Raw genomic sequence first — 14,685 nt, forward strand, 5'->3', positions numbered from 1 at the left:
CGATGTTTTTCCGGTTCACACAAAAAGACCGCACCCTGTGGTGCGGTCCAATGGTCGCCCCCCGGGGGGCGGGACGCAAGCGTGGGGGCGGCTCAGCCCTCGGCGCTCGTCGCCCGCGGGTAGTCCGGGATATCGGGCATCGGCGTGTCGTCCGAGCTGAGCGGCAGCTCGGGGTAGACCACCCTCGGCTGGTCACCCGTCAGCGAGCGCAGGAAGGCCGTGACGTTCACCACATCTTCTTCCGTGAGCAGGCTGTTGAGCTGCGCGTCGTTCATGATCGACACCGCCTCCTGCAGGCTCCAGACGTTGCCCGAGTGGAAGTAGGGCGCCGTCAGCTCGACGTTGCGCAGTGACGGGGAGCGGAACACATACTTGTCAGCGGCCGTCTCCGTGACCTGGGCGCGGCCCGTGTCACCCTCAGGCATGACATCGGCGCCGGGGCGGTTGATCACGCCGAAGGGATAGTACCCCTGACCGCCCACATTGACGCCGTTGTGGCAGGCGACGCAGCCCTTGTTCATGAACGCGTCGAGGCCGGCGATCTGCTGGTCGGTCAGCGCGTCCTTGTCCCCCTTGAGGTACTGATCAAACGGCGCATCCGGCGTGATCAGCGTGGCCTGGTAGACCTCGAGAGCCTTCGCCGTGTTGTCAAAGCTCACCGCCTTTTCCGACTCGGGGAAGGCGTTCTCGAAGGCGTCCACGTAGGCATCGATGCTCTGCAGCGTCGCCTCGAGGTTGGCGGGCGTGTTGTTCATCTCGACGCCGGCCTGGATCGGGCCTTTGGCCTGCTCGGTCATATCCTCGGCGCGGCCATCCCAGAACTGCGCGACGTTGAACACCGCGTTGAAGATGGTCGGCGAGTTGCGCGGCCCGCGCTGCCAGTTATGGCCGACCGAGCTGGGGATGTTGTCATCGCCACCCATGCCCACGTTATGGCAGGTGTTGCAGCTGATCGTCTGGCTGGCCGACAGGCGCGGGTCAAAGAACAGGAGCTTGCCGAGCTCGACCTTCTCGGGGGTCATCTCGTTGCGCTCGGCGATGTGACCGGCCGCACTGTCCGGGATCGGCTCGAACAGCATCTGGGCGCGTTCCAGAAGCGCATCGTTGGCCAGCGTGGCGCTGCTGGCGAGCCCGAGCGCAACGGCGACGGGGATGGAATGGACGGCCTTCATGACTTTGCTCCTTGACTCGAACTGTTGGAGCCAAGCGTAGGCCGCCCTGCGGGCATTGAATAGCTGAACCTGCGCGATACTTGATCCGGATCAAACGCTGATGCCGACCGCCTCCCCCGCGCGCTGGATCAGGCCCTCAAAGCGCTCGCGAATGCGCGCCAGCGCCGCCGCGTCGCTGCCCTCGAAACGCATGACCAGGCAGGGCTGGGTGTTGGAGGCACGGACCAGTCCCCAGCCATCGGCAAAGTCCACGCGCAGGCCGTCGATGGTGGTCACGCGGGCGGCATCGAAGCCCTCGGCACGGTCCATCAGGGCGGTGATCAGGCGGTGCGGTTCGCCTTCCTGCAGATCCAGACGGATCTCGGGCGTCGCCACCGGTTCGGGGAGCGCGGCGAATACCTCGCTGACCCGGCGGTCATCGGCGGCGAGAATCTCCAGCAGCCGGGCAGCGGCGTAGATCCCGTCGTCAAATCCGTACCAGCGGTCGTTGAAAAACAGATGCCCGCTCATCTCCCCGGCGAGGGGCGCATTGGTCTCGCGGAGTTTTTCCTTGATCAGGGAATGGCCGGTCTTCCACATGATGGGCTGGCCGCCGGCGGCCTCGACCACCGTGGCCAGGGCCGCGCTGCATTTAACATCAAAGATGATGCCGCCACCGGGATGCTCGGCGAGCACCGACTGGGCGTAGCACATCATCTGGCGATCGGCCCAGATGATGTGGCCGGTCTCATCCACGACGCCCAGACGATCGCCGTCGCCATCAAACGCCAGCCCCACATCGGCCTGATGATCGGCCACGGCCTGGATCAGATCGGTCAGGTTTTCCGGGACGGTGGGGTCGGGGTGGTGATGGGGGAACTGCCCGTCCACCTCGCAGAAAAGCGGCACCACTTCGGCGCCAATGGCCGCGAGCACGGACGGAGCCACTGCGCCGGGGACGCCGTTGCCGCAGTCGATCACCGCCTTGATGGGGCGCGGGAGCCGGATCTCGCGGGTGATGCGCTGCTGATAGGCGTCGATCACCTCCACCGAGCGGGTCTCACCGGTGCCGGTCACCAGATCGCCCCGGCGGATGCGCTCGCCCAGTGCGGTGATGCCCTCGCCCCACAGCGGCCGGCCGTTGATGATGGTCTTCAGGCCGTTGTACTCGGCGGGATTGTGGCTGCCGGTCACCACCACGCCGGCCTGGGTGTCCAGCCAGTGAGTGGCGAAGTACATCACCGGGGTGGGCACCTGACCGATATCGATCACCCGACGCCCGGCCGCCATCAGCCCCCGGCGCAGCGCTGCGGCCAGGCGCGGGCTCGACTCGCGGCCGTCATAACCCACCACGATGCCTGACTGGCCGGCGTCGGCGGCCGCCGAGCCGATGGCCTGACCCAGCCACTCCACCGTGGTCTCGGTCAGCTCGCGGTCGACGCGGCCACGGATGTCGTAGGCGCGCAGAATGGAGGCATCAATGGGCATGCGACAGGCTCCCTTGTCTATTGCTGGCCGGTATGTCCGAAACCGCCCGTGCCGCGCTCGCTGTCGGTGAACGCCTCGACGGGGGTAAAGCGCGGCCGGCTGACCGGCAGAAAGACCAGCTGCGCGATGCGGTGACCGGGCTCGATGGTGAACGCGGCTTGGCTGCGGTTCCAGCACGAGATGAAGATCTCGCCCTGGTAGTCGGAGTCGATCAGCCCCACGGCATTGCCGAGGATGATGCCGTGCTTGTGGCCAAGGCCAGAGCGGGGCAGCACCACGGCGGCGTGACCGGCATCGGCGATGTGCACGGCGATGCCCGAGGGGATCAGCTGGGTGTCGCCGGGGGCGAGGACCCGGGTGGTCTCGACGCAGGCCCGCAGGTCGATGCCGGCGGCGCCCTGGGTGGCGTAGTCGGGCAGCGGGAATTCGCTGCCGAGGCGCGGGTCGAGGATGCGCAGTTCAACGCTCTGCATGGCAATGGGCTCCAATGAGTTCAATCAGCGCCGCCGCCAGCCGATCCTTGGCCATGGGGCCCAGGCGCTGATGGCCCCCGGCCCAGAGCACGTCGAGGGCGTTGTCGCTGACCTCGAACCCCAGGCCCTCGCCGACCCGGTTGGCGGCGATCATGTCGAGCCCCTTGGCGGTGAGTTTGGCGCGGGCATGATCGATCACGTCGTGGGTTTCCGCGGCAAAGCCGACCGTGAATGGCGCCGTCGGCAGGGCCGCCACGTCACCGACGATATCCGGATTGCGCACCAGGCTGAGGGTCGGTGGCGCATCGGATTTGCGCACCTTGTGATCGGCGGGCTGTGCCACGCGGTAATCCGCGACGGCGGCGGCGGCAATGAAAAGCTCGACATCACCCGCCCGCTCGAGCGTGGCGGCGTGCATTTCGGTGGCGGTCTCGACATCGATGCGCTCGACGCCGGGGGGAGTCGGCTGCTCGCTCGGCCCGGCGATCAGGGTGACCGTGGCACCCGCCGCGGCCGCCGCGCCAGCCACCGCAAACCCCATGCGTCCACTGCTGCGGTTGGCGATGAAGCGAACGGCATCGATGGGCTCGCGGGTGGGACCGGCGGTGACCAGCACCGAGCGGCCCTGCAGGGACCCGGGCGTATCAAGGGCGGCGACGATGTCCGCCGGTTCCATGAGTCGGCCGGGGCCTGATTCGCCCTCGGCGAGCGGGCCTTCCACCGGCCCGAGCAGCTGCATGCCGCGCTGCTGCAATGTCTCGGCGTTGGCCCGGGTAGCGGCGGACTGCCACATCACGTGATTCATCGCCGGGCAGATGCACAGGGGGGCACGGGTTGCCAGACACAGCGTGGTCAGCAGATCCCCTGCCAGTCCGTGCGCCAGGCGGGCCATGGCGTCGGCGCTGGCCGGCGCGATGATCACCCGGTCGGCCCAGCGCGCCAGCTCCAGATGGCCCATGCCGGCCTCGGCCTCGGGGTCGAGCAGATCGGTGTGTACCGGCTGATGGGAAACCGCCTGAAAGGTCAGCGGCGTTACGAACGCCTGGGCCCCGGTGGTGAGGACGACCCGCACGGCGGCGCCGGCCTGGCGCAGTCGCCGGACCAGGTCGGGCGCCTTGTAGGCGGCGATGCCGCCGGTCACCCCCAGCAGGATGTTTTGACCGGAAAGGCTCATGGCGGAACGTGTTCGCAGCTTGAGTGGATCACAGGAAACTACACTGTTGCCCGTTGCATGAAAACGCCAGGCATGAGGTGAGTATGGCGATTTCCGACTGGCCGGCGGCGGAACGGCCCCGCGAGAAGCTCCTCGATCGTGGCGCATCGGCACTCTCGGATGCCGAGCTGCTGGCGATCTTCCTGCGCACTGGCGTGCGCGGGCACACGGCGGTGGATCTGGCCCGACACCTGCTGGCGGCGTTTGGCGGGCTGCGACCGCTGCTGGAGGCCGATGCCGCGACATTCGCCGGCCATCATGGCCTGGGTCCGGCCAAGTACGTGCAGCTGCAGGCCGTGCTGGAAATGGGACGGCGCCACCTGCAGGCCCGCCTCGAGCGCGGCGAACCCATGACCGGTCCGGAGGACACCCGGCAGTATCTGGTCGCCCGGCTGCGGCATCTGCCTCATGAGATCTTCGCCTGTCTGTTCCTCGACAACCGGCATCAGGTGATCGGCTTCGAGGAGCTGTTCCGCGGCACCATCGACGCGGCGAGCGTCTATCCGCGCGAGGTGGTCAGCCGGGCGCTGCGCCTGAACGCCGCCGCAGTGATCCTCGCCCACAACCATCCCTCCGGCGTCACCGAGCCCAGTCTGGCGGACGAGCGCATGACCGACCGGCTGCGCGAGGCCCTGGCCACGGTGGACATCCGCGTCCTGGATCACTTTGTCGTGGGGGAGGGGCGGCCGGTCAGCTTTGCTGAACGCGGCCTGATCTGAAATGGCCGCTCAGGCCTCGAGCACCTGGGGGCCCAGCCCCTCGCGCAGCTTGCGCAGGGCGTTCTTCTCGAGCTGGCGGATCCGCTCGGCGGAAACCCCGTACTCATCGGCCAGCGTGTGCAGGGTGTCCTTGTGTTCGCTCAGCCAGCGCCGCCGCAGGATGTCGCGGCTGCGGGCATCGAGCGCCGCCAGCGCGTCACCCAGGGCATGATCCTGCCAGTCGGCCCAGTCTTCGCTTTCGACCGTCTGTGCCGGATCCATGGACTGATCGGTCAGATACGCCGCCGGCGCGCGGGCGACGCTGTCCTCGTCGTCACTCTCAGGCGCCGGGTCAAATCCGACATCCTGACCGGACAGCCGTGACTCCATCTCGAGGACCGTTTCGGGCTTGACGCCCAGATCCTCGGCCACGGCATTGACCTCCTGTCGATTGAACCATCCCAGACGTTTCTTGGAGCCGCGCAGATTGAAGAACAGCTTGCGCTGGGCCTTGGTGGTGGCCACTTTGACCATCCGCCAGTTGCGCAGGATGTATTCGTGGATCTCGGCCCGGATCCAGTGCACGGCGAATGACACCAGCCGCACCCCGACCTCGGGGTCGAAGCGCTTGACCGCCTTCATCAGGCCGATGTTGCCTTCCTGGATGATGTCCGCCAGTGGCAGGCCGTAGCCGGTGTAGCCGCGGGCGATATGAACGACAAAGCGCAGGTTCGACAGCACCAGCCAGCGCGCGGCTTCCAGATCTTCGTGGTCGCGGTAGCGGCCGGCGAGCGAGCGCTCTTCCTCGGCCCCCAGAGCGGGAATCGCGTTGACCGCCTGGATGTAATGGTTCTCGCTGCCCGCACGGAGTGGCAGTTTGTTGTAGTCGGTGCTGACCAGTGCCGCGCCTGTGTCCATAACAACCCTCCCGAGTCGTTTCGATGATGCAATTATAATACCAATATTTGAAGGGCGGGGCAGCCGGCAAGTTCCGTCATGGCGGTTCGATGGCCGACAGATGACGGCCCACGGCCAGCCAGGCACCGCTCAGGCCGAGCAGCGCGCCGGCGCCGACGAGTGTCAGGGTCCCGGTCAGACCCGGACCGCTGGGCCGGAAGCCGCTGCCGTAGAGGCTCGCGAGCCGCTGGACGGGGTCGGCGACCGATGTAACCGCAATGGCCAGCAGCAGGCCTGCGATCAACCCGCCGGCCATCCCGTACCAGACGCCGGTATAGAGGAACGGGCGGCGGATGAATGCATTGGTGCCGCCGATCAGGCGCGTGATCTCGATCTCGCGGCGATGGTTTTCGATGTCCAGGCGCAGCGTGTTGAACAGCACCAGGATGACGGTCAGCCCCAGCAGCAGCGCGACCAGTGCGGTGATGCGGTTGCCCAGATCGATGATGGCGGCAAGGCGCGCCATCCAGTCGCGGTCAACGCGCAGATCGGCCACCGCCGGCAACGCCCGCAGGCGATCGACGAGCCGGTCGACCGACTCCGGCCCGAGGCGCGCGGCCAGTTCCGCCACCACCACCGCCGGCAGTGGGTTGGCGTCGAGCATTGCCAGCGGGTCGCTGACACCGCTGCTCTGCCGGTATTCGGTGAGCGCCTCGTCGGGCGTGATCAGGCGTACCCCGCGGATGCCGTCCAGCCCGTCAATCCGCGTGGCGATCGCGGCGTACTGATCCGCCGCGGTCTCCGTGTCCAGAAACACCGATGCCCGTGGCGCGCCCTGCCAGCCGTCCATGGCCGATTCCAGGTTGTCCATGGCCACCACGAACGCGGCGGGCAGGGCCAGGGCGATGCCGATGGCCGCGGCGGTCATGACGCTGCCGAGCCACTGCCGCCGCAGGCGTCCCAGCGAGCTGATCGCGGCATGGGCGTGGAGCTTGGCCCAGCGCCCGGGCATGGCGCCGATCCTCATGTTGCGCGGCCCTCGCTGAGATGGATCTGGCGGTGCCCCAGCGCGTCGATCAGCGGCTGGTCATGACTGGCGATGACGGTGGTGACACCCACCTGATTGAACTGCCCGAACAGCTGCATGATCTCCAGTGAGAGCGCCGGGTCGAGGTTGCCGGTGGGCTCGTCGGCCAGCAGGATCGGCGGTCGGCTGACAATGGCGCGGGCGATGCCCACGCGCTGCTGTTCGCCGCCGGACAGGGTGACCGGATAGGCGCGGCTCTGCGCCAGCAGTCCGACCTTGTCCAGCGCCGCCTGCACCCGGCGGCGGATATCGGCGTGGGGGCGGCCCTCGATGACCAGCGGCAGTGCGACATTGTCGAACAGGGTGCGGTCATGGAGGAGGCGATGGTCCTGGAAGGTCATGCCGATGCGCCGGCGCAGGTAGGGGATTCGGCGGCGCGGCAGCCGGGCTAGGTTGGCGCCGTCGATAAGCACCTGACCGCGGGAGGGGCGCTCAAGGCGGGGGATCAGTCGCAGCAGTGTGCTCTTGCCCGCGCCGCTGGCGCCGGTGATGAAAACCAGCTCGCCGCGCTCGACGTGCAGGTCGAGCCCGCGCAGCGGCTCGTTACCGCCCGGGTAGCGCTTGCCCACCCCCTCCAGGCGGATCATGTGTCATCGGTTCCCGCGACCGCCGCGTCGAGCAGGGCGTCGACGAAGGCCTCGGCATCGAATGGCCGCAGGTCATCGACGCCCTCGCCGATCCCGATAAAGCGCACTGGAATGCCAAAACGCTGCGCCATGGCAAAGATGACGCCGCCTTTCGCGGTGCCGTCGAGCTTGGTCAGGGCAAGCCCGGTGACATTGACCGCCGCGCCGAACTGCTCGGCCTGTGCCAGGGCGTTCTGTCCGGTGCCCGCATCCAGCACCAGGAGCACCTCGTGGGGCGCGTTGTCGTCCTGTTTGCCAAGCACTCGCCGGATCTTGCGCAGCTCTTCCATCAGGTTGCCCTGGGTATGCAGACGACCGGCGGTATCGGCGATGAGCACGTCGGCACCGCGGGCGATGGCCGCTTGATGGGCGTCGTACACCACCGAGGCGGAGTCGGCGCCGGTGGGCTGGCTGATGACCGGCGTGCCGGTGCGCTCGCCCCAGGTCTGGAGCTGTTCCACCGCGGCGGCCCGAAAGGTGTCCCCGGCGGCGAGGATCACCCGCCGTCCCTGCTGGCGGTACTGTTCGGCGAGCTTGCCGATGGTGGTGGTCTTGCCGGCGCCGTTGATGCCCACCGTCAGGATGACCATGGGCTTGTCGTGGGCGCTGATCTCCAGGGGCTGGGCCACCGGCTCGAGGATCTCGAGCATGTCCTCGCGCAGGGCGCGCTGCAGCGCGTCGGTGTCGTCGAGTTCGTTGCGCTTCAGCCGGTCGGTCAGATCGGTGATGATGCGGGTGGTCGCCTCCATGCCCACGTCGGCCATCAGCAGATGGGTTTCAAGCTCTTCGAGCAGGTCGGCATCGATGCGCTTGCGACCCAGAAACAGCTGACCGAGACCGCTGCCCGTGCGGCTGAGCCCACTGCGCAGACGGGCCAGCAGCCCGGGGCGCGATGGCGCCGCGGTGGCGGGCGTGTCGTCGGACTCGGCGGGTGGGGCCTTTTTCTTGCGACGGAACGGCAGCATGGAACTCTCGGGGCTCGGGCGTGAACGAATGATCCAGTATGCTAACACCGCATCGATGGTTCGATGTGTCAAACCAGAGGCTTCATTGACGATGCGAAACGCGCTCTTCGCCCTGATCCCCGCCCTGATGGCGACGCCGGTCGCCGCGCAGTCCGGCGCGGGCGTCACCGAGTTCACCCTCGACAATGGCATGCAGATCCTGGTGCGCGAGGACCACCGCGCCCCGGTGGTGGTCTCGCAGGTCTGGTACCGCGTGGGCTCATCCTACGAGACCCGCGGCGAGACCGGCCTCTCGCATCTGTTTGAACACATGATGTTCAAGGGCACCGAGCGTCATGCCGAGGGCGAGTTCTCCGAAATCATCTCCCGCGAGGGTGGGCGGCTGAACGCCTTTACCGGGCGGGATTTCAGTGCCTACTTCGAGATCATGGCCGCCGACCGGCTGCCGGTGGCGCTCGAGCTTGAGGCCGATCGCATGGCCAATCTGCAGATCAACGCCGAGGCGCTGTCCACCGAGCGCGAGGTGGTGCTTGAAGAGCGCCGGCTGCGCACCGATGACCGGCCGGAGGGCCGCTTTGCCGAGCGTTATGCCGCCATCGCCCACCCCGGCACGGGTTATGCGCATCCCATCATCGGCTGGGCCGACGATGTGGCCGCGTTCGAGGTCGCGGATCTGCGTGACTGGTACGACCAGTGGTACACGCCCACCAACGCCACCCTGGTGGTGGCCGGTGACGTCGAGCCCGAGGCGGTTCATTCAATGGCGCAGGAATACTTCGGCGGCATTGAAGGCCGGGATGTGCCGGCGGTGCACGATCCCGACAACCTCCAGCCACCCGGCGAGCGGCGCGTCATCCATCGCGATCCCCAGGCGCGGGTGACGCAGCTGCGTATGGGTTACGAAGTGCCGTCCTTCGCCACGGCCGAGTCAGGCCGTGACCCCTACGCACTGCAGATGCTCGCCACCATCCTCGATGGCGGTGACGGCGCCCGGCTGGCCGAGGACCTGGTGCGCGGCTCGGGCGTGGCCGCTGCGGCCGGCGCGGGCTACAACCCCATGGTCAGGCTGGATGCCGAGTTCTCGCTGTTTGGCGTGCCGGCCGACGGTGATGTCGACGCGGTGGAAACGGCACTGCGCGAGCAGATCCGCCGTCTGCAGGAAACCCTGGTATCGGACGAGACGCTGGAGCGGGCCCGCAGCCAGATGCTGGCCGATCACCTGTTCGAAATGGACTCGGTGTTCTATCAGGCCATGCAGCTCGGCATGCTCGAGACCACCGGTGCCGGGTGGCAGACCCTCAATGAGTTCGAGGAAAACGTGCGCGCCCTGACCGCGGAGGATCTGCGGGCCGCCGCCCGTGAATATCTCCGCCCCGAGATGCTGTCCGTCGGCATCATGCAAGCCGCCGATCAGGAGGAGACCGGATGAAGCGTCTCATCGTCGCGGCGGCCCTGATCCTTTTCAGTCACACAGGGGGCGCAATGCAGGCCGATATCCAGGAGTGGACCACCCGTGCCGGCACTGAGGTGCTGTTCGTCGAGCGCCACGAGCTGCCGATCGTCGACGTCCGCGTGACCTTTGATGCCGGCAGCGCCCGCGATGGCGATACGCCCGGCCTGGCGCGGATGACCAGCAATCTGCTGCTGGAGGGAACGCCCGAGCGCTCGGCGGGGACCATCGCCCGCGGATTCGAGCGCTACGGCGCCCGGGTCAGCACCGGCAGTGGCCGTGACACCGCCCAGGTCAGCGTTCGCGCGCTGAGTGAGCCAGCGCGCCTTGACCCGGTGATCGACAGCCTGGCCGACGTCATCGCCAAGGCCGATTTTCCCGCCGATGCCGTCGAGCGCGTCCGCCGGCAGATGAGCCTTGGGCTGCAGCAGGCGCAGTCGTCGGCCTCGGCGCTCGCCGAGAAGGCCTTCATGCGTGGCATCTACGGCGAGCATCCCTACGCCACACCGCCCGGGGGCACCCTGGAGTCGGTGGAAGCGCTGACCCGCGCGGCGGTGGTCGACTTTCATCGCCGCCACTACACCGCCCGCAACGCAACCATCGCCATTGTCGGCGATCTCAGTGCCGAGCGCGCCGAAGCGATCGCCAACGCCCTGAGCGGCGCGCTGCCGGCCGGTGAGGCGCTGGCGGCGCTGCCGCCGGTGGAGCTCCCGAGCTCGGCGCAGACCATCCGCGTGCCGCTGGAAGCCGAGCAGACCCACGTCATGATGGGCCAGCCGTCGGTGCGCAAGGGCAGTGAAGCCTATTATCCGCTGTATCTGGGCAACCACATCCTCGGCGGCGGGGGACTGACCTCTATCCTTGCCGAGCGCATGCGCGAGGAGCGTGGCCTGTCCTACAGCAGTGCCTCGTCCCTGACGTCCGCTGCCCGCCGCGGGCGGTTCCAGATGACCACCCAGGTGCGCAATGATTCGCTGCCCGAGGCGCTGTCGGTGATGCGGGACAGCCTTGAGGAGATGCGGGTCGACGAGCCGGCGGCGCAGCGGCTGAGTGACTCGAAGCGCAACATCACCGGCAGCTTCCCGTTGCAGCTCGACAGCAACCGGGATCTGCTGGGCTACATTGCCACCATCGGTTTTTACGACCTGTCGCGGGATTATCTCGAGGCGTTCGTCGAGCGCATCGATGGGCTGGATGGCGAGGCGGTCCGCGCGGCCATGCACGAGCACATCGACCCGGCGCGCAATGTCACCGTGCTGGTCGGCCCGGAGGCCACGATCGACGCCGCTGAATAATGCGCATCATCGGTGGTGACTGGGGCGGACGGCGGTTTCCGGTGAGCACGGCCGCCGGGCTCCGCCCCACCGCCGATCGCAACCGTGAAACCCTGTTCAACTGGTTGCAGCCGACGCTGCGTGGCGCCCGCGTGCTCGATCTGTTCGCCGGCACCGGCGCGCTGGGGCTCGAGGCCCTGTCCCGGGGCGCGTCCTGCGCCACCTTCGTGGAGCGCTCGCGCCCGGTGGCGGCGGCGCTCCAGGCGCTTGTCGAGCGTCTCGAGGCCACATCGCGCGCCCGGGTGGTGACGATGGATGCGCGGCGGTTTCTGCGATCCGATCCCGTGGCTTTTGATCTGGTGTTTCTCGATCCGCCCTTTGCGAGCGACTGGCTTGATGCCGTCCTGACCGGGCTGGCGGAGGGCGGATGGCTTGCCGACACGGCGCAGGTGTACGTCGAGACGCGCGCCGGCCATGCCCCGACCCTCGATCCCGGAGCGTGGGCCTGTCAGCGCCAGAAAACCGCCGGGGATGTCTGGTTCGGGCTGCTGCAGCGGGCGGAGTGAGGCGCAGTCACCGGTCGGGGGCTGGCATGTTGGTTCGACAGGCAATACGATGCATCGCCTCGAGGGAGGAGGCGTTATGTCAGTCGTTGCGGTCTACCCCGGCACGTTCGATCCGCTGACCAACGGTCACAGTGATCTGGTCGAGCGCGCCTCGCGGTTTTTTGATCATCTGATCGTGGCGGTTGCCGGCAGCCCCAGCCCCAGCAAGCATCCCGCCTTCAGCCTTGAGCAGCGCGTCGAGCTGGCGCGCCATGTGCTGCGGCCCTATCGCCGGGTCGAAGTCATGCCCTTTGACTCGCTGCTGGTGGACTTTGTCGAGGCCCAGGGCGCGCGCGTGATCCTGCGCGGTCTGCGGGCGGTTTCCGATTTTGAGCACGAGTTCCAGCTCGCGAGCATGAACCGTCAGCTGGTGCCCAACGTCGAGACGGTCTTTCTCACCCCCGCCGAGCAGTACGCGTACATTTCTTCCAGTCTGGTGCGCGAGGTCGCGGCCCTGGGCGGTGACGTCAGCCGTTTCGTGCATCCCAGCGTGCAGGAAGCGCTGGCGGGTCGCTACGCGGAAAATTTTTGATTGCGCGGCGTCCAGCCCTGCCGTATTGTCCAAACCAAGTGCATGATCATGCTGTGGTCAGCACCCGGCAGCCCGACGTTCGGGCGGTCTAAAGGAAGGCAGACGCCTTCTGCGATGTTTGACCTGTCGGTTTGATAGACCCGGCAGACCTTGATGAGACAGATAGATGAAATCGATTTACGTGGGCAATCTGCCCTTCTCCGCCTCCGAGGATGAAGTCCGTGACCTTTTCGCCAACCACGGCGAGGTCAAAGAGGTGCGGATGATCTCCGATCGGGAAACCGGTCGTCCTCGTGGCTTCGGCTTCGTGCGCATGGACCCTGCCGAGGCGGACGCCGCCATCGAGGCACTCAATGGCACGGAAATGGGCGGACGCACGCTGCGCATCAATGAGGCGCAGGAACGTAAGCCCGGCGGTGGAGGCGGCCCGCGCCGTTCCTGGTAACCGCAGGACTTGACTGCCAGGGCCCGATGCCGCGTGCGGCATCGGGCCCTTTTTTATGGGCGATCGCTGATCCAGCGGGATGACCGCCGCCATCCGCTCAGGTCACAATGAGCCATGGACTCGACCACCGCCGAGCGTCGCTATCGCGCTTTTCTCGCTGCCGCGCAGCTCCGTTATCCCTGGCAGTTCCGCTGCCCCGGGGGCCCCGAGGACGCCGAGGGCGTTCAGGTGGATGTCCCGCCGGGCTGGTATGGCGTGCTCGAGCGACTCTTCGAGCAGGTCGAAGCCGGCATGCCCGTGGCCGAGCGCCACGGTTTTCGCTGGCGTCGGCTGTGCGCCCGCCAGGGGATGCTGGAGGTGGCGTTTGACGGCCTCCGCGACCCGGTCTCGCCGCGGGTGGTCGAGGCCCGCGACCGCGCGGCGGTAACCTGCGAGGCCTGCGGCTACCCGGGCGCCCGCCGCGAAGTGGCCGGACGGTTCGCCGTCAGCTGCAATCATCATTTCATCGAACGCCTGCTCCACGGCCATCCGCAGGGCGAGTCCGCCGCGCGCCACTGGTGGGATACGCCTCAGCCGGGCCTGGGCAACCGCACGCCAGCGGCTTACATGGCCGCCGGGCCACCGTCGGAAGTCCTCATCGAACAGGCGCTGCGTCTGGCCATGCCGCCGGTGCCGACACTGGAGCCCGCGCATCGCCAGCGTCTGCAGGCGGTGTGGCCGGTCCTCGACGAGGCACTGGGCGAGGGACTGCGCAGCCTGCGGGTGGCGGAGTTCAACCCCCATGCACGCCGCGGCGGCACGCTGATCGCCCTGGTGGCGGGGTCAGCCGATGCCTCCGCGCAGGCGGCCGCCGTGACCCGCCTGGCCCGAAACGGCTTCAGTGATCTGCGGCTGCGCCTGGTGGCGCAGTCCGATCTGGTCGCGCCCGCTGCGGCGGACGATCCCTGGGCCTGCATGCTGGCGCTCGAGGCATCGGTCAGTCTGTCGCGGGCCGAGCCGGATCAGGCATTTCTGGTGCGATAGACATCAAACCGGGTGCTGCGGCCCGGCAGGTGATAATCCGGGGGCTGATCGGCCAGCGGTGCGGCATGGCGGTGGCGCTTGACCACCACGCGCTCGGTGGCCACGGCCCGTGCCCGGGCAAGCAGTGCGCGCTCGTCCGTTGTGTCGGTCAGAAGCGCCTGCAGCAGGGCCAGTTCCTTGCCGGCGGCACCGCGGCGCCGGCCGGAATACATCGGATCAAGATAGACCACCGCCGGGCTGACGTCGCCGGCCGCGCCGGTCAGCCAGTCCACCGCGTCGACGGCGTGGGCGTGCATGCGGCCCGTGCGCTCGCCGGCGCCGGCCGCCGTGGCCCGCTGCAGTCCATCGGTGAGGAGCGCATGCACCACGGGCGAGCGCTCGAGGAGGGTGACGCGGGCGCCGGCGCTGGCAAGTACGAAGGCATCGCGCCCCAGCCCCGCGGTGGCGTCGACCACCCACGGGCAGTGTTGGTGGGTGATCCCGCAGGCGCGGACGACGGCCTCGTGCTGGTGGCGCTGTCGGGCACTGCGATAGCCCTGCACGCCGCTTACGAACTCCGCGCGCATGCACATGGCCGGGCCGGCGGCCTGGCAGAGACTGAGACCGTCCGGTGCCAGCCACAGGTACAGGCCGCGCGCGGGAGGATGGGTCCACCGGGGGCTGCCAAGCCGCTCGGACAGCGTTCCGGCGGCCGCCATCGACGTCTCATCGGCGGCCACCACGGGTGGCGGTGAAGGGGTTTGTGGCGGTTTGTCGCA

Annotated in this window: 16 protein-coding genes; 7 read left to right on the plus strand and 9 right to left on the minus strand. The window is 68.0% G+C overall.

The features are described 5' to 3' along the window. Nucleotides 1-92: 92 nt before the first annotated feature. The 4 genes from BBH56_RS00220 to coaBC all read right to left on the minus strand — a co-directional run bounded on the left by BBH56_RS00220 (nt 93) and on the right by coaBC (nt 4,286). Nucleotides 93-1,172 carry a cytochrome-c peroxidase gene (locus tag BBH56_RS00220; RefSeq protein WP_148121547.1) on the minus strand — a complete coding sequence of 360 codons (1,080 nt, stop codon included), beginning with the start codon at nt 1,170-1,172 and terminating at the stop codon, nt 93-95. Nucleotides 1,173-1,262: 90 nt separating this feature from the next. Beyond that, the gene (locus BBH56_RS00225) at nt 1,263-2,639 is read right to left on the minus strand and encodes a phosphomannomutase/phosphoglucomutase (RefSeq protein WP_148121548.1); all 1,377 of its coding nucleotides are present in this window, start codon (nt 2,637-2,639) and stop codon (nt 1,263-1,265) included. Between the two features lie 17 nt (nt 2,640-2,656). Next, nucleotides 2,657-3,112, minus strand: a complete 456-nt coding sequence (gene dut / locus BBH56_RS00230) for a dUTP diphosphatase (protein WP_148121549.1) — start codon at nt 3,110-3,112, stop codon at nt 2,657-2,659. Next, a complete protein-coding gene (gene coaBC / locus BBH56_RS00235) occupies nt 3,099-4,286 on the minus strand; it encodes a bifunctional phosphopantothenoylcysteine decarboxylase/phosphopantothenate--cysteine ligase CoaBC (RefSeq protein WP_069133896.1) in 1,188 nt (395 codons plus the stop codon). The genes dut and coaBC overlap by 14 nt, the downstream gene beginning before the upstream one ends. An 83-nt stretch (nt 4,287-4,369) precedes the next feature. Here coaBC and radC point away from each other — a divergent pair, with 83 nt between their 5' ends. Next, complete coding sequence (gene radC, locus BBH56_RS00240; RefSeq protein ID WP_069133897.1) at nt 4,370-5,044, plus strand: RadC family protein; 675 nt, start codon at nt 4,370-4,372, stop codon at nt 5,042-5,044. 9 nt (nt 5,045-5,053) lie between these two features. On the opposite strand, the gene rpoH is transcribed toward radC, so the two are convergent. From rpoH to ftsY, 4 genes are all read right to left on the minus strand, one after another. Then, complete coding sequence (gene rpoH / locus BBH56_RS00245) at nt 5,054-5,941, minus strand: RNA polymerase sigma factor RpoH (protein WP_069133898.1); 888 nt, start codon at nt 5,939-5,941, stop codon at nt 5,054-5,056. A 76-nt stretch (nt 5,942-6,017) separates the two neighbouring features. Continuing rightward, a complete protein-coding gene (ftsX, locus tag BBH56_RS00250; RefSeq protein ID WP_235012733.1) occupies nt 6,018-6,932 on the minus strand; it encodes a permease-like cell division protein FtsX in 915 nt (304 codons plus the stop codon). Between the two features lie 11 nt (nt 6,933-6,943). After that, a complete protein-coding gene (gene ftsE / locus BBH56_RS00255; RefSeq protein ID WP_069133900.1) occupies nt 6,944-7,594 on the minus strand; it encodes a cell division ATP-binding protein FtsE in 651 nt (216 codons plus the stop codon). Then, nucleotides 7,591-8,598 carry a signal recognition particle-docking protein FtsY gene (gene ftsY, locus BBH56_RS00260; protein ID WP_148121551.1) on the minus strand — a complete coding sequence of 336 codons (1,008 nt, stop codon included), beginning with the start codon at nt 8,596-8,598 and terminating at the stop codon, nt 7,591-7,593. Before ftsY ends, ftsE begins: the two co-directional genes overlap by 4 nt. Before the next feature lie 91 nt (nt 8,599-8,689). Between ftsY and BBH56_RS00265 the strand changes: the two genes are divergently transcribed. The 6 genes from BBH56_RS00265 to BBH56_RS00290 all read left to right on the plus strand — a co-directional run bounded on the left by BBH56_RS00265 (nt 8,690) and on the right by BBH56_RS00290 (nt 13,927). Further along, nucleotides 8,690-10,027, plus strand: coding sequence for a M16 family metallopeptidase (locus BBH56_RS00265; RefSeq protein WP_235012732.1), 1,338 nt, complete (start codon nt 8,690-8,692; stop codon nt 10,025-10,027). Next, complete coding sequence (locus BBH56_RS00270; RefSeq protein ID WP_148121553.1) at nt 10,024-11,343, plus strand: M16 family metallopeptidase; 1,320 nt, start codon at nt 10,024-10,026, stop codon at nt 11,341-11,343. The genes BBH56_RS00265 and BBH56_RS00270 overlap by 4 nt, the downstream gene beginning before the upstream one ends. Then, nucleotides 11,343-11,888 carry a 16S rRNA (guanine(966)-N(2))-methyltransferase RsmD gene (gene rsmD, locus BBH56_RS00275; RefSeq protein WP_148121554.1) on the plus strand — a complete coding sequence of 182 codons (546 nt, stop codon included), beginning with the start codon at nt 11,343-11,345 and terminating at the stop codon, nt 11,886-11,888. Before BBH56_RS00270 ends, rsmD begins: the two co-directional genes overlap by 1 nt. Nucleotides 11,889-11,964: 76 nt before the next feature. Further along, on the plus strand, nt 11,965-12,459 hold the full coding sequence (gene coaD / locus BBH56_RS00280) for a pantetheine-phosphate adenylyltransferase (protein WP_069133905.1): 495 nt from the start codon (nt 11,965-11,967) through the stop codon (nt 12,457-12,459). A 166-nt stretch (nt 12,460-12,625) separates the two neighbouring features. Next, nucleotides 12,626-12,904: an RNA recognition motif domain-containing protein gene (locus BBH56_RS00285; protein ID WP_069133906.1), complete on the plus strand. Its 279-nt coding sequence runs from the start codon at nt 12,626-12,628 to the stop codon at nt 12,902-12,904. Nucleotides 12,905-13,018: 114 nt separating this feature from the next. Beyond that, entirely contained in the window at nt 13,019-13,927 is a 909-nt protein-coding gene (locus tag BBH56_RS00290) for a hypothetical protein (protein ID WP_148121555.1), read from the plus strand. Here BBH56_RS00290 and BBH56_RS00295 read toward each other — a convergent pair. Beyond that, nucleotides 13,906-14,625 carry a class I SAM-dependent methyltransferase gene (locus BBH56_RS00295; protein WP_157809034.1) on the minus strand — a complete coding sequence of 240 codons (720 nt, stop codon included), beginning with the start codon at nt 14,623-14,625 and terminating at the stop codon, nt 13,906-13,908. The genes BBH56_RS00290 and BBH56_RS00295 overlap by 22 nt on opposite strands. Nucleotides 14,626-14,685: the final 60 nt, after the last annotated feature.

The sequence above is a fragment of the Spiribacter roseus genome, assembly GCF_002813635.1.
Taxonomy (GTDB): Bacteria; Pseudomonadota; Gammaproteobacteria; order Nitrococcales; family Nitrococcaceae; genus Spiribacter; species Spiribacter roseus.

Excerpts from the sequence above, each read along its gene's own strand:
- BBH56_RS00225 (WP_148121548.1), bottom strand. The coding sequence starts at position 2,639 with ATGCCCATTGATGCCTCCATTCTGCGCGCCTACGACATCCGTGGCCGC.
- radC (WP_069133897.1), top strand. The coding sequence starts at position 4,370 with ATGGCGATTTCCGACTGGCCGGCGGCGGAACGGCCCCGCGAGAAGCTC.
- rsmD (WP_148121554.1), top strand. The coding sequence starts at position 11,343 with ATGCGCATCATCGGTGGTGACTGGGGCGGACGGCGGTTTCCGGTGAGC.
- ftsY (WP_148121551.1), bottom strand. The coding sequence starts at position 8,598 with ATGCTGCCGTTCCGTCGCAAGAAAAAGGCCCCACCCGCCGAGTCCGAC.
- BBH56_RS00290 (WP_148121555.1), top strand. The coding sequence starts at position 13,019 with ATGGACTCGACCACCGCCGAGCGTCGCTATCGCGCTTTTCTCGCTGCC.
- coaD (WP_069133905.1), top strand. The coding sequence starts at position 11,965 with ATGTCAGTCGTTGCGGTCTACCCCGGCACGTTCGATCCGCTGACCAAC.
- BBH56_RS00220 (WP_148121547.1), bottom strand. The coding sequence starts at position 1,172 with ATGAAGGCCGTCCATTCCATCCCCGTCGCCGTTGCGCTCGGGCTCGCC.
- coaBC (WP_069133896.1), bottom strand. The coding sequence starts at position 4,286 with ATGAGCCTTTCCGGTCAAAACATCCTGCTGGGGGTGACCGGCGGCATC.
- BBH56_RS00295 (WP_157809034.1), bottom strand. The coding sequence starts at position 14,625 with ATGGCGGCCGCCGGAACGCTGTCCGAGCGGCTTGGCAGCCCCCGGTGG.
- BBH56_RS00265 (WP_235012732.1), top strand. The coding sequence starts at position 8,690 with ATGCGAAACGCGCTCTTCGCCCTGATCCCCGCCCTGATGGCGACGCCG.
- rpoH (WP_069133898.1), bottom strand. The coding sequence starts at position 5,941 with ATGGACACAGGCGCGGCACTGGTCAGCACCGACTACAACAAACTGCCA.
- ftsX (WP_235012733.1), bottom strand. The coding sequence starts at position 6,932 with ATGCCCGGGCGCTGGGCCAAGCTCCACGCCCATGCCGCGATCAGCTCG.
- dut (WP_148121549.1), bottom strand. The coding sequence starts at position 3,112 with ATGCAGAGCGTTGAACTGCGCATCCTCGACCCGCGCCTCGGCAGCGAA.
- BBH56_RS00285 (WP_069133906.1), top strand. The coding sequence starts at position 12,626 with ATGAAATCGATTTACGTGGGCAATCTGCCCTTCTCCGCCTCCGAGGAT.
- BBH56_RS00270 (WP_148121553.1), top strand. The coding sequence starts at position 10,024 with ATGAAGCGTCTCATCGTCGCGGCGGCCCTGATCCTTTTCAGTCACACA.
- ftsE (WP_069133900.1), bottom strand. The coding sequence starts at position 7,594 with ATGATCCGCCTGGAGGGGGTGGGCAAGCGCTACCCGGGCGGTAACGAG.